The sequence below is a fragment of the Sporosarcina sp. P3 genome, assembly GCF_002743415.1.
In the GTDB taxonomy this organism is placed as follows: Bacteria; Bacillota; Bacilli; order Bacillales_A; family Planococcaceae; genus Sporosarcina; species Sporosarcina ureae_A.
In genome coordinates this window covers 102,251-116,336 of sequence record NZ_PDZE01000002.1, presented here as the reverse complement: position 1 = coordinate 116,336, position 14,086 = coordinate 102,251, and the positions used below count along the sequence as shown (strand labels likewise).

The 14,086-nt window shown below is 41.0% G+C and carries 15 protein-coding genes and 1 other annotated feature; all 15 genes read right to left on the bottom strand.

Translation table 11 applies throughout. The features are described from left to right. The 15 genes from CSV61_RS02725 to CSV61_RS02655 all read right to left on the bottom strand — a co-directional run bounded on the left by CSV61_RS02725 (window position 1) and on the right by CSV61_RS02655 (window position 14,047). Window positions 1-879: an aspartate carbamoyltransferase catalytic subunit gene (locus tag CSV61_RS02725; RefSeq protein WP_083035378.1), complete on the bottom strand. Its 879-nt coding sequence runs from the start codon at window positions 877-879 to the stop codon at window positions 1-3. Between the two features lie 57 nt (window positions 880-936). Continuing rightward, window positions 937-2,223, bottom strand: a complete 1,287-nt coding sequence (locus CSV61_RS02720; RefSeq protein ID WP_083035377.1) for a uracil-xanthine permease family protein — start codon at window positions 2,221-2,223, stop codon at window positions 937-939. Window positions 2,224-2,243: 20 nt separating this feature from the next. Further along, complete coding sequence (gene pyrR / locus CSV61_RS02715; RefSeq protein WP_083035376.1) at window positions 2,244-2,792, bottom strand: bifunctional pyr operon transcriptional regulator/uracil phosphoribosyltransferase PyrR; 549 nt, start codon at window positions 2,790-2,792, stop codon at window positions 2,244-2,246. Window positions 2,793-3,016: 224 nt separating this feature from the next. Then, a complete protein-coding gene (locus CSV61_RS02710) occupies window positions 3,017-3,925 on the bottom strand; it encodes an RluA family pseudouridine synthase (RefSeq protein ID WP_083035375.1) in 909 nt (302 codons plus the stop codon). Continuing rightward, window positions 3,925-4,401 (bottom strand): signal peptidase II, encoded by a 477-nt coding sequence (lspA, locus tag CSV61_RS02705; protein ID WP_083035374.1) that lies wholly within the window; start codon window positions 4,399-4,401, stop codon window positions 3,925-3,927. The genes CSV61_RS02710 and lspA overlap by 1 nt, the downstream gene beginning before the upstream one ends. A 138-nt stretch (window positions 4,402-4,539) precedes the next feature. Next, window positions 4,540-7,299 (bottom strand): isoleucine--tRNA ligase, encoded by a 2,760-nt coding sequence (gene ileS / locus CSV61_RS02700; RefSeq protein ID WP_099638017.1) that lies wholly within the window; start codon window positions 7,297-7,299, stop codon window positions 4,540-4,542. Window positions 7,300-7,446: 147 nt separating this feature from the next. Then, window positions 7,447-7,667, bottom strand: a binding site (T-box leader). A 40-nt stretch (window positions 7,668-7,707) separates the two neighbouring features. After that, a complete protein-coding gene (locus CSV61_RS02695; protein WP_083035372.1) occupies window positions 7,708-8,274 on the bottom strand; it encodes a DivIVA domain-containing protein in 567 nt (188 codons plus the stop codon). Between the two features lie 99 nt (window positions 8,275-8,373). Next, window positions 8,374-9,150, bottom strand: coding sequence for a YlmH family RNA-binding protein (locus CSV61_RS02690; protein ID WP_099638016.1), 777 nt, complete (start codon window positions 9,148-9,150; stop codon window positions 8,374-8,376). A gap of 69 nt (window positions 9,151-9,219) precedes the next feature. Continuing rightward, entirely contained in the window at window positions 9,220-9,510 is a 291-nt protein-coding gene (locus tag CSV61_RS02685; protein WP_029052362.1) for a YggT family protein, read from the bottom strand. A 65-nt stretch (window positions 9,511-9,575) separates the two neighbouring features. Then, complete coding sequence (locus tag CSV61_RS02680) at window positions 9,576-10,073, bottom strand: cell division protein SepF (RefSeq protein WP_143561050.1); 498 nt, start codon at window positions 10,071-10,073, stop codon at window positions 9,576-9,578. Beyond that, entirely contained in the window at window positions 10,070-10,762 is a 693-nt protein-coding gene (locus tag CSV61_RS02675; protein ID WP_099638015.1) for a YggS family pyridoxal phosphate-dependent enzyme, read from the bottom strand. Before CSV61_RS02675 ends, CSV61_RS02680 begins: the two co-directional genes overlap by 4 nt. A 66-nt stretch (window positions 10,763-10,828) precedes the next feature. After that, window positions 10,829-11,074, bottom strand: a complete 246-nt coding sequence (locus tag CSV61_RS02670) for a PRC-barrel domain-containing protein (RefSeq protein WP_158233767.1) — start codon at window positions 11,072-11,074, stop codon at window positions 10,829-10,831. Between the two features lie 527 nt (window positions 11,075-11,601). Then, window positions 11,602-12,390 carry an RNA polymerase sporulation sigma factor SigG gene (sigG, locus tag CSV61_RS02665; protein WP_083035367.1) on the bottom strand — a complete coding sequence of 263 codons (789 nt, stop codon included), beginning with the start codon at window positions 12,388-12,390 and terminating at the stop codon, window positions 11,602-11,604. Window positions 12,391-12,494: 104 nt separating this feature from the next. Further along, window positions 12,495-13,205 (bottom strand): RNA polymerase sporulation sigma factor SigE, encoded by a 711-nt coding sequence (gene sigE / locus CSV61_RS02660; protein WP_083035366.1) that lies wholly within the window; start codon window positions 13,203-13,205, stop codon window positions 12,495-12,497. Then, entirely contained in the window at window positions 13,199-14,047 is an 849-nt protein-coding gene (locus CSV61_RS02655) for a sigma-E processing peptidase SpoIIGA (RefSeq protein WP_099638014.1), read from the bottom strand. Before CSV61_RS02655 ends, sigE begins: the two co-directional genes overlap by 7 nt. Between the last annotated feature and the right edge of the window lie 39 nt (window positions 14,048-14,086).

The following is a 14,086-nucleotide window of genomic DNA, read 5'->3' as shown; positions in this document are numbered from 1 at the left end:
TTACTTCCGCCCCTTCAATATAAGTTCTAGAACAGCTGCTCGAATATAGACGCCATTTTCTACCTGCTTAAAAATTCGTGATTGTGGACTTTCTATTAAACTGTCTGCTATTTCTACATCACGGTTTACTGGAGCTGGATGCATGATGATTGCATCTTTTTTCATTCTAGCCGCTCGTTCTATAGTCAGACCGTATTGCTCATGATAAGCTGCTTTCGTATAGGCCATCTCTGTATTATGACGTTCGTGTTGTACTCGAAGGAGCATGACTACATCACTCGTTTCAATGACATCATCCCAGTTGTCGACACTGTCGAATTCCCCCGCCCATTCAGGTGGGCAAAGGAACGTGACCTCAGCCCCCAGCTTCCGCAAAGCTTCCGCATTGGAGCGAGCTACCCGACTGTGGGCGATATCTCCCGCAATCAATACTTTTACCCCATCAAAATGACCAAACTCCTCTTGAATCGTGAAGATATCGAGCAGGGACTGCGTCGGATGCTGACCCGATCCATCGCCTGCATTAATGATTGCCACATTCGTTCTCTTTACTAATTCCTCATAAAAACCATCAGCCGGATGACGAATGACTAAGGCATCCAAACCTATTGCCTCCAGCGTCCTAATCGTATCATACAAAGATTCACCTTTTAAGGTACTCGAGAAACTCGTTTCAAAGGGGATAATTTGCGCGCCTACTTTACGTTCCGCCATCTCAAAACTCGTTTTCGTTCTCGTACTAGGTTCAAAAAACAAGTTGCTGACGGTATATGTTCCAGGCAATTCCCTGAACCCTAGTCGCTTAAAAATCGCTGCCCGTTCGAGTATGAGCATGATTTCATCCACTGTCAGGTCTTTCATTGAAACTAAATGTTCCATCAGATATTCCTCCTCCGCGAAATGCAAGTACGTCATGCATGAACTGCTTTTGGTTTTCTATTCTTCCTTATCCATCAAAGTTTCGTCTGTTTTACCTGGCAATACTAGGTTCAACAGAACACCGACAATTGCAGCCAGTGCCATGCCACCGATTTGGAATGTTTCGCTTATATTAATCGTCGCCCCACCAATTCCAATTACTAAAATGATGGATGCGATGACTAGATTCCGTTGATTATCAAAGTCGATTTTGTGGTCAATGAGCATGCGTATTCCTGATGAAGCGATGATGCCAAACAACAGAATAGATATTCCACCAAGTACTGCCGATGGAATTGTAGCAATCAACGCCGTAATTTTACCGATGAAGGAGAAGAGTATCGCAAATACTGCAGCCCCCATGATCACATATACACTGTAGACTCGAGTGATAGCAAGTACGCCAATGTTTTCTCCGTATGTAGTTTTAGGTGGTCCTCCGACTAGTCCACTCATGAGGGTTCCTAGTCCATCACCAAGCAATGATCTGTGTAATCCAGGACTTTCAATATAATTCCTATCTACTACTTTGCCTAATACAAGTTGGTGTCCTATATGCTCAGAGATCGTGACGATCGCGATTGGCACCATAATGATTAGTAGTGTCGGTGTGACGATGAATTCGTAATCAACACCTGGGATGAGCATTTCGGGTACCGCAAACCACTTGGCTTCTACCACTTCGCTGAAATCTAGAATACCGATGAAAGCAGAGTAGATATACCCCACTACGATACCAATAAGTACGGGCATCAAACTGATAATCCCTTTAAAGAACATCAAGCAAAATACTGCAGAAGCAAGTGTAACTAGAGCCGCGGAAAAGTGTAAGCCGCTGTAAACATCCGCTCCATCCACATTGATCGTGCTCGCCATATCAATAGCTGTCGGTGCAAGTGCTAATCCGATTACCATAATGACGGGTCCTACTACGATAGGCGGTAATATTTTCATTATCCAGTTATAACCAGTTTTATAAATTACTAACGATACGATCGCATAGACCAATGCTACGAACATACTACCTATCATTGCGCTGCCGATACCGCCCGATTGTGTCGCCATCTGAATCGGTACAATAAAAGCGAATGAAGAGCCTAGATAAGCTGGTACTTGGAACTTCGTCACGATAATAAATACGATCGTTGCGATCCCACTCGTTAATAGCGCGATAGCTGGGCTTAAGCCTACTAATTGCGGTACTAAGATTGTTGCGCCAAACATGGCGAACATATGTTGTAAGCTGAGTGCAAGCCAGCGAATAGGTTGCGGCTTTTCATGTACATCCAATACTTTTACGTTCATTTATGATTTCCCCCAGCTGCTTATAATGTGCGTGTGTGAATGGTGACTCCATCTGTTCCATCTTTTTCAATCATACTCACTACTACTCGTTCTTCATTTGAAGTCGGGATATTTTTCCCTACAAAGTCTGGACGAATCGGTAGTTCTCGATGACCTCGATCTACTAATACAGCTAGCTGAATAGATGAAGGTCTTCCTAAGTCCATAATTGCATCTAACGCTGCCCGTACCGTCCTACCTGTATAGAGAACATCATCTACTAGGATGACTTTTTGATTCGCTACGTCATGTTCGATATCGACCTGCTGTACATACGCTTCTCCTTGTTCATTCTTTAATTGAAGGTCATCTCGGTATAATGTAATATCCAATTCACCTGTTTTGATCGGCTTCCCTTCAATTAGTTCAATTTTATCTGCTAAGCGTTTCGCCAAGATCGCACCTCTTGTCTTAATACCGACTACGATGCAGTGATCAATGCCTCGATTCTTTTCGATAATTTCATGGGCAATACGTGTGATCGCCCGCGTGATGGCTTGTTCATCTAGTATGGTTGCTTTTTCAGCCATATCCATAATCCCCTTTCTATTTCATCTGTTGTCTATAAAAAAAGCCCTCCAGTCAGAGTAGACTGGAGGGCAGACGTGCAGAAAAAAGCATACATCGATGCTTACCGCAGTAAGCTATCATGTAATTCCGTGCAACCTTCCCAGCCTCACAGGACTGACGTTAAAGGTATCGCTATTCAATTGCTTAATAGAGTATACAACTCATGATTAGCGTTTGTCAACGCTTATTCCATACGTAATTCATTGAGTAATTGTTGGAAATTTTCAGGCAACGGTGCAGTAAACTCCATATATTCATCTGTTGTAGGATGCTCAAAACCAATAGTGCCTGCATGAAGTACTTGACCACCAAAATCGATGGTTTTTCTCTGACCGTATTTAGGATCTCCTACAAGGGGATAACCAATATATTTCATATGCACACGAATCTGGTGAGTTCTTCCTGTCTCCAGCCGGCACTCAACTAATGTATAAGCACCAAAACGTTCAAGGACCTTAAAGTGTGTAACAGCATTTTTTCCTTCATCCACAACTGCCATCCGTTGACGATCCCGCTTGTCGCGCCCAATTGGCGCATCTATTGTGCCATTATCATGTGGTATATGTCCATGAACTAATGCCGTATACACACGATTAACTGATTTAGCGACGAGCTGATTAACTAATGACACATGTGCTTTATCATTTTTGGCAACCATCAATAACCCCGAAGTGTCTTTATCAATACGGTGCACGATACCAGGTCGCATGACACCATTGATGCCTGATAGATCCGTCACTTGATACATTAAGCCGTTGACTAAAGTTCCACTTACATGACCGACTGATGGATGTACAACCATCCCGACCGGTTTGTTGACAACCAATACGTCTTGGTCTTCATAGACTATATCAAGGTGGAGATTTTCAGCTTCCACATCGTATTCTTCCGTTTCCGGTTGCTCGACAGTAATCTTATCATCTGTCTTGACTTTATAGTTCTGCTTAACTAAACTGTCGTTTACCTTAACATGTTCCTCTTTTACCCATTGCTGGATTTGCGTGCGTGACCAGTCCGGTTGAAGTGTAGCCAATGCTTTGTCTATTCGACTCCCTGAAAGTTCTTCTGTTATTTCAAATTCTATTCTTTCCATTACGACACCTTTTTCTTTTTCTTTTTTTCATCAAACACTACGTGTAGCAAAATTAGTACGACAGCAATTGTTAGTGCGGCATCCGCCACATTAAATATTGGAAAATCATATTGTATAACAGGTATCAAGACACTAATAAAATCTACTACTTCTCCTCTTACTAGTCGATCGATGAAGTTCCCAATCGCACCACCTAGCAACAGCATTAGACTCACACCAAGTAGCCGATCCTTTTTACCTTCTGTATGGAAGAAATAAATAATAGCTATTACGACTACAATGGTCACAATAAAAAATAGCCACATCTTTCCCTCTAGCATACCCCATGCCGCTCCACGATTACGATGAGATAGCAATGCAATATAAGGATCCATAATAGAAATATGTTCACCTAACTCCATATTTTTTACGATTAGCCATTTCGTCAACTGGTCCAATCCAATGACCAGTGCAGCGATTGCATAATAAAATATCACTTCATTACCCTCCGTCCAGCTAATTTCTTCTTTAGTTTACCATAAAAATACGATCTTCATTACGTTTGTTAATTCCACTATGTAAAAAAGCCATCATCATCCACGAATGAATGATGATGGCTGTGACATCAAAATTGCTTACGCATAGTTTTCTTTCACAACAGTCGCGCATCGTGTACATAGTGTCGAATGTTCTGCGTCTTCTCCAACTGTTTGAGAAATTGTCCAGCATCGTTCACACTTTTCACCTTCAGCTGGCTCTACCAAAACCGTTGCATGCTCTAATTTCAATGCATTCGGTAACTCTGCATCTGTACTCTCTTCAAAGTCCGAGACGATGAAGAATTGTGCGAAATCAATATCCTCTGCTTGCAAGATGCCACGTTGAGCTTCAGGCAACACAACAGTCACTTTTGCCTCCAAAGATTTTCCGATTACTTTCGCGTTTCTTGCTTCCTCAAGAGCTTTCAAGACATCATCGCGGACATCCATCAAATTATCAAAGCGCTCACGAAGTTTGTCTGCTGCTTCACCTTTATGATCTGCTTCAGGCATATCCGTTAATTGTACGCTATCTTCTTCAACGTACTGAATATTTTTCCACATTTCATCTGCAGTGTGCGGCAAAATTGGCGTAATCAGCTTAACCAATGTGATCAATGTATCATGCATCACCGTCTGCATTGCCCGGCGATCTGGATGATTCGCAGCTTCGATGTAGACTACATCTTTCGCAATATCCAAGTAGAGCGAGCTCAGTACACCCGTACAGAAATTATTGATTGCGTGGTAGACAGTAGGGAATGCATACTGCTCATAAGCTGTAAGGACTTCCTCAATTAAATCCTGCAACTTCACATAGACGTACTGGTCAACTGCACGCATATCATCAAATGCTACACGATCTGTAGCTGGATTAAAGTCGGCTACGTTACCATGCAAGAAGCGAATCGTATTACGAATCTTGCGATAGACTTCTGAAACTTGCTTAAAGTTTGAATCAGACACACGAACGTCGGCTGTATAATCTACAGATGACACCCATAGACGTACGATATCTGCACCTAGTTGATTGATGACTTTCGAAGGGACGATAACATTCCCTAACGACTTACTCATCTTACGGCCATTTTTGTCCAGTGTGAAACCATGACTCAAAATGCCTTTGTACGGTGCAATGCCGTTGATAGCTACGCTAGTTGTCAATGAGGAGTTGAACCAACCGCGATATTGATCGGAACCTTCAAGGTACAAGTCCGCTGGGTACCGAAGATCATCACGCTCTTCAAGAACTCCCTGATGCGTTGTACCGGAATCAAACCAAACATCCATAATGTCCGTTTCTTTCGTGAATTCACCATTTGGACTTCCTTCATGCGTGAAGCCTTCTGGCAATAATTCTTTTGCAGAACGTTCGAACCAAACATTCGATCCATTCTCACGGAATAAATCTGCTACATGGCTGACTGTTTCATCCGTAAGAATTACTTCTCCATTTTCCGCATAGAAAACTGGAATCGGAACTCCCCATACGCGCTGACGGGAAATACACCAGTCGCCACGATCACGCACCATATTGAACAAACGTGTTTCACCCCAAGACGGTGTGAATGTAGTGGTACGGATTGCTTCGAGTAGCTCATTTCTAAAAGATTCAATAGAAGCGAACCATTGCGAAGTCGCACGGTAAATGACTGGCTTTTTCGTGCGCCAATCATGCGGGTACGAGTGAGTAATAAACGACAACTTTTGAAGAGCTCCAACTTCTTTTAGCTTTTCAGTCACCGCTTTATTCGCATCTTCGTAGAACAAACCAGCGAAAAGCGGTGCTTCTTCTGTCATCACACCACGGTCATCAATTGGAGATAATGCATCGATTCCATATTGCCTACTCACGTAGAAGTCATCTTCACCGTGACCTGGTGCTGTATGAACACAACCTGTACCAGCATCTGCCGTCACATGTTCCCCTAGCATAACTAATGAATCACGATCATAAATTGGATGGCTAGCCACGATCCGATCAAGATCTACACCTTGAATTTCTTTTTCGATTGAATACTCTTCCCACTCCAATTCATTCGCCAAGAACTCCACTAAGTCTTTTGCTACTACAAATTTCTCATCTTGTACTTTTACTACTGCATACGTAAATTTAGGATGAACAGAAATCCCCAGGTTTGCTGGGATTGTCCAAGGTGTTGTTGTCCAGATCAAGAATTTCACATCATGATCTAGTACACCTTTCCCATCTTTGATAGGGAAACCTACATATATGGATGGAGATTTTTTATCCTGATATTCAATTTCCGCTTCTGCCAAAGCAGTTTCACTCGAAGGAGACCAGTAGACAGGCTTCAACCCTTTATAGATATATCCTTTTCTCGCCATCTCGCCAAACACTTGGATTTGACGTGATTCGAATTCAGGTTTAAGCGTGATGTACGGATTTTCCCAATCTCCGCGAACTCCGAGACGCTTGAATTGCGTACGCTGATTATCAATTTGTTGTAGTGCATACTCTTCACACATTTTACGGAATTCAGCCGTACTCATTTTCTTGCGATCAACTTTTTTATTTACAAGTGCTTGCTCAATCGGCAAACCGTGTGTATCCCAACCTGGTACGTAAGGCGCATGGAAACCAGACATCGATTTATAACGAACGATAAAGTCTTTTAGTACTTTGTTAAGAGCGTGCCCCATGTGTAAATCACCGTTTGCATAGGGTGGTCCATCATGCAATATGAACAACGGACGATCTGCAGTACGTTCCTGAACTTGCTGATAAATATTCTTTTCATTCCACTCTTCTTGCATTTTGGGTTCATTGTTTGGCAGATTACCACGCATAGGGAAATCAGTTTTTGGCATTAGCAATGTATCTTTATAGTCCATTATAATTCCTCCTTAAAATATGTGTACATCGTTTGTAGTGTATTGATAGGAACACTTTTAGGCCTTAACGGTGCTTTCCGCTTTTGGTTTCAGATAGCTACAAGCATCAGGCTGTTTCCGCTTTTGAATATAAAAAACCCCATCCCAAAAAGGGACGAGGTTTATTCTCGCGGTACCACCCTACTTGCAATTGCATATAGCAATTGCCGCTTAGACACTAATAACGGCAGTGTGAGACCGAGAACCTAGATTTACATAAAGGTTCTAGCTCAGGAGTGATTTTCGTTTCTGATTTACCACCAGGCTTACACCGCCCCTGGCTCGCTATAGGTGAAATTAGAAAGTACTCTTTCCTTCAACGCTTCTTTTTCATTTTACTTTTCATTATAAAAATGTGTTCGAATGTTGTCAAGCTTCTTCCGGCTTCTTAACTAGTTCTTCATCTAAACTATCTACATTTGGAATATCTAATTCCTTTTCAGCTACACTTTCCACGCTGGATGTATCCAACTCATACTTCAACAGGTCATCCCAGTCTTCCGTATTGATCATGTCGAGCTGTGCTTCTACCATCATCTTGAAGCGGCTTTTGAATACTTTTGACTGTTTCTTTAACACTTCTACTTCGAGTGCTATCTTTCTAGCCTGCGCGAGTGCGTCATTCACAAGGCGGTCTGCATTCTTTTCTGCTTCCGAAATGATTAACTTCGATTCTTGAACAGCATTTTTTCGAACATCTTCTGCAGCTTCTTGTGCGATTAGAATAGATTTTTGCATCGTTTCTTCTATTAAATTAAAGTGAGTAATCTTTGCTTGATTATCAGAAACCGTTTTTTCAAGCTCTTCATTTTTCTTCAGGACGTTTTCATAGTCTTTCATCAGCTGTTCTAAAAATCCATTTACTTCATCTTCATCATAGCCACGAAATTTCGTATTAAACGTTTTGTTATGTATATCCGTAGGGGTTAAAGCCATAATACGCTTTCTCCTTTCAGTATGCTTACATAGTTTACAGTGTGATGATGTTTACTACTTGATTAAACACTACTTTTCTTAATTTATCAAGGATTCAATTTAGACAAGTGCACCGATCATCACGCGGATCTTATCTTTCTTTGTGCGTCCTTCAATACTCATGATTCTGAAGCGACCATACCCTCTAATTGATAGAACATCATATTCTTCTACTTCAAATGCCTGTTGATCAATCATTGCCCAATTCACTTTTACTTTCTCCGCTTTAATAAGCGACGAAGCTTTGGCTCTTGAACTGTTTGTTAATGCTGCAATCACTACATCCAGACGCAATGAACTAACAATATGGAGTTCTTCCGTCCATTCATTTTTTACATCTATAAAATCTTCCGTGTTTTGTACTGGCTCTACAGAAACTTTCACTTTTCCAACTTGCGTGAAATGGACGTGGATATATTCAGACACTTCCTCCGCAACCGCAAATTGTACCGCTTCATCAGTTAGTTGAATATCACCAAATCGTGAACGCTCAATTCCAACAGACAATAGAGACCCAAGTAATTGTGAATGTTTCATAGTAACGAATTTTTTAGGATAGTTCACATTATAAATACTGATTTGAAAATCCTCTTTTGTCGGGGTGTAATAATCAGGATAGATTAGCACACGCTGACGTTCTGCATCGTGGAAGCCACCGTCAGCGGTTAATCCAAGATCTGAATTCCTCACGATGGATTCCGTTATAAAACGCTGACGTGGGTCCATAAACTCCGTTAGCTTGGGGGCATATGTATCTTCTACGTCCTTCACCCAACTATTCACCTTTTCAATAAACGGTTGTTCTTCTTTACGAAAATGTTGAAATATTGAATCCATTCTATTTCTTCTCCTTATATAAAAAAATCCTCACCTTGTGAGGATTTCCAATTCAAGCTAAGGTTATACTTAATTTACTAAGGCTTGGAAAATCATCAAGTAAATCTGACCTATTCCTCTGCTGATTAATTGTAATGACAGTAATGCGACAATCGGTGAAAAATCAATCATTCCAAACGGTGGTATGAACTTACGGAAAAACCCTAAGTATGGCTCTGCTATTTTGGCTATAAGCTGACCAAATTTTGTTTCTCTAGTAGATGGAACCCATGACATTAAAATATAAATGACTAACAGAATAGAATATAATTGTAAGGCTCCAGAGATTAATAAATAAGAATTATTTAATAATGCGATCATAATTACATGTACACCTCATTCAAATTGTTCGACTTTCATTAAGTGAAAGTTCTAAGTTGTGTAGCCTATCGTTCAGTTTGTTCAGATAGAAACTCCGTAATTTTACCGGCTACTTCCACGTTGTCGGGTGCACATAAAAATATATCTGCGCCAATTCGTTGAATGTCGCCACCGAGGGCATATACTGTACCACTTAGGAAATCAATAATACGAAATCCTTGATCTCGTTCTATCTGCTGTAAGTTCACTACGACGGAACGGCGATTCTTTAAATGTTCCGCGATGTCCTCTACTTCTGCATAAGAACGCGGCTCTAGTAAAATAACTTTTGAAGATTTTTGCAGACTTTGTAAGCTAATCACTGGAGCTTGTGTGGAAGAAGCTTGTTGCTGGGGGGCTTGAAGACGACTATTGACAGCTCGTTTCTTACCCCCTAGCTTCTTCATCCCTTTACGAGCCGTTGTTTGTTCACCTTTTGTTAGTTTACTTTGAGGTTTTGGTTGTTGAACTAAGTCTTCTTCCTGTACCCAAAACATTTTTTCCAATCGTTTTTTTAGGCTCATTCAGTTTCCCCGCTTTCTGAACCGGCCAATGCAGTGCCGATGCGTATATGAGTTGCACCTTCTTCTATTGCGATTGTAAAGTCATTGGACATACCCATAGACAATTTTGTACACGGTGCGTAAGATAGCTTCTTTGCTGCGATTTTGTCTCGTAGTTCACGTAAAGAACGGAATGTTTCGCGAACAACGGATTCATCATCTGTATTTGGCGCCATCGTCATGAGCCCTATTACATGAACGTTTTCGTAAGCTGCCAATTGCTCAAAAAATACATCTACCTCCTCAGGAGTAATGCCTGACTTGGATTCTTCACCTGACACATTGACTTGTACAAAACAATCCAGCGGCTTACTTGCCCGCTTATTCACTTCTTTCGCAAGGCTCATACGGTCTAGCGAATGAAGGCAGTCAATGGTGTCGACTAATTCTTTTACTTTGCGTGTCTGCAAGTTACCAATGAAGTGCCAATTTACCGGATCCTCAATCGTTTCCTGCTTTTTCAGCAATCCTTCAAGCCGATTTTCTCCTAAATCCTTGATCCCAACGTCCAGTAAGGATTGCGCTCTAGCGGACGAGACTTGCTTTGTGACAGCAATTAACGTGATGTCGTCCGGGCTACGATTTACTGTTTCACATGCTTCATGTATTTGTTTTTGTATAGTTACTAGTCGTTGTTCTACTCGTTCCATATTATCACTACTTTTCATCATCTTTATTTCATTGTATCAATTAGAGCACTATATATCAACGATAAGTCATTTATTGAGCCGTTTATTGTCGATCAAGATAATATCTTTTCCAATCGTCATGACGTCTCTGTAATGAATTTTTTGGACACCTTTTGACTTGCTGTCTGAGAAAAAGGATCGCTCAAGTTCACCTATATGAAGTTGCGCGATTTCACCTTTTTCGATGTCGATTGTAGCATCTTGAACAAAACCTAGGAACGCTCCTTTTTTCAGCTCAATCACTTCTTTTTTCTGCAAGCTGGAAAAACGCATAGTTTCCCCTCCTTCTTTCATACTATGCATAGTGAGTTTTAATGAGAACGTAAGGAGACTGACTTCATCGTGAAATAGTGCGTGTAAAAGTATTGAGTTAGAAAGTGGATTAGAATTACTGTTTTACTTGTGGGAATTAAGGAATTCTTGAAGTAAGTATGGACTGGTATCGACATTTCGCTTTTTTACGTTCGTGATCTATCGAGGTTTATAGCTTGATGAGCGGTTATAGAGCAAGTATGAGCGCTTGCATGCTGTTCAAGAGCGTTCACCCGTTGACAATGATCGCTTGCGGTAATTAATGAGCGGGTGTGCCGCTACTATGATCACTTAGATGAATTGTATGAGCGCTTGCATATGGAGCTTAGGGTTCGATTATACATTAGCTCACAAATGTCCAAAACAATACAAAAATGGAACGCTGAGAATGAATGTTTTTTTCATCGGCCATTTAATCCACTATCAACATAAAAACTGCCCTTCACAACTTAAGTGTGAAGGACAGTCTTAGAGACATCAGACGATATTTAGTATTTCTTCTGTTCAATTCCGTGCCGAATCTGTTCCATCGCATGCTTTTCAATTCTCGAGATTTGCGCTTGTGAAATCCCGAGCTCCTTAGCGATCTCGGTTTGCGTCTGACCGAGATAAAATCGTTTGGAGACGATGAGCTGCTGTCGTTCATCTAGCTCGCCCATCTTATCTTTAATGGATACGTAGTTCATCCAGCGGTCTTCTGATACTCTTTGGTCATGTAGCTGATCCATCATATAAATTGGATCTCCACCATCGCTGTTCATTGGCTCATGTAATGACATAGGATCCTGTATGGCATCGAGGGCGAATAGTATATCTTCTTCCGGTATGCCGGTAATCTTCTCTAGATCTGAAATTTTTGGTTCGTGTTGATGCTCGTTGACATATTGTTCTTTTGCTCTAATCGCCTTATACGCGATATCACGTAAAGATCGAGATACACGAACAGCATGATGATCACGAAGATGTCGCTTAATTTCTCCAATGATCATCGGCACAGCATAGGTGGAAAACCGGACATTATGTTTTAGATCAAAATTGTCTATGGCTTTCAACAACCCAATACAACCAACCTGGAACAAATCATCAGCCTGCTCTCCACGATAGTTAAAGCGCTGAACAAGGCTAAGTACGAGACGCAAATTCGCAAATACCAATTCATCTCTGGCAAATTCGTCACCGCTTTGCAAACGGATGAATGTCTCTTTCATCACATCTGCAGTTAATAAAGGCAGCTCGGACGTATTGATCCCACAAATTTCTACTCTTGTACGTACCATTGGCTCTTCCTCCGCATTCTATAGGTGAGTGTACAGAGTAGTCTGTCCTCAACTCTTTAGAATATGCGAATTCACTAATCGCCAATTTCTACCGATAAGTCCAGTTATGAAATGGGTTGATTTAGCCGATCACGTAGCTCAGAGATTATTTTCTTTTCTAATCTAGATATATAAGACTGTGAAATGCCAAGAAGATCCGCTACTTCTTTTTGTGTCATTTCATTTGTTCCCATTAATCCAAATCGCTGCTCCATAATATAACGTTCTCTTTCATCTAAAACGGAAATGGCATCGATCATATATTGACGCTCCAGCTTTTTCTCTACATCGTCTGTAATAATATCTTCATCTGTACCTAAGATATCCGACAGTAGCAACTCATTACCATCTGCATCTGAATTCAACGGTTCATCGAATGAAATTTCTGAACGAATTCGATTCGTTTTGCGTAAGTGCATTAAAATTTCATTTTCAATACAACGAGAAGCGTATGTTGCAAGCTTAATGTTTTTATCTGCTTTAAAAGTTTCAATTGCTTTGATCAATCCAATAGTTCCAATACTAATGAGATCTTCAATATTCGTATTCGTATTATCGAAGCGTCTTGCGATATAGACGACAAGACGTAGGTTCTTTTCGATCAATGTATCACGAGCAGCAGGATCTCCCTTCATTAATGCCGCAATCGTTTTGGCTTCTTGCTCCTTATCGAGAGGTTTAGGAAGAGATTCATGTCCTCCAATATAAAATATTCCGCCTTTTCGTCTGAAGAATCCCGCAATATATGAAACCCATTTTTTTACTTCTATTAACATATAGCCGTTCTCCCTTCTTCTTTTAGTACATCCATCGCACTCATTTGTAATATAGCTGCTGCACCTTGAGGGTATTGACGTTGTTCTTTCGTCAATACGATATACCCCACAGGCAATAACTCGCCCTCGAGCAACCAATTTTCATACTTGATCCCGACGGCCCATGAAGATCCTTGAACAGTCTGTAATCGTATTAACCGAAGACTTCTTTGATATGTGGCAGGGAAAACCGCCAAGTCCGGGGACTTTTCAGGATTCCAAGACTCTAGTGCTGAAGCGAAGTCGACGGGCAGCTGTTCTTTAACTGCTGAATAACCAATAAAATGTACAGGATCTCCTGACAAAGGCTCTACACAATGATTACCCGTGTCGATGAATACTTTTAGCGGAATGGATATCCCCCATAAAATCAATTCTGAATCGAGCGTAAAACTCATTAACTTATTCATCATGCGTGTATCAATCCATTTATGTTTCACGATGTATAACGACAGATAAGTTAGACCGATCGCTACGAATAAAAAACTCTGATTTACGCTGCTACTAATATGCGCATAGACCAACGTCAACATTCCTCCTGCGAAGAAAGACGCGATCAGTACAGCGAGAATAGAATTTTTCCAACTACCAAACGTTTGTCCAAATGCAATATACGTCATTCCTAAGAAAGTAAAGATCATCGCTGGCACAGAATACGGGAACAACGTAATAAAGAAGGCACCGAGAAATGCTGCACTCCATAACCTCCTCCTGTTCGTTTGATGATTTCCAACTTTATTAGTGAATGATAGGATGGCGTAGTTAAAGAGCATGTTGATCCCTATCATCAGTTCTCCATACATATGCCGGCCTCCTTACAAACAGATTATCACGGCTATACT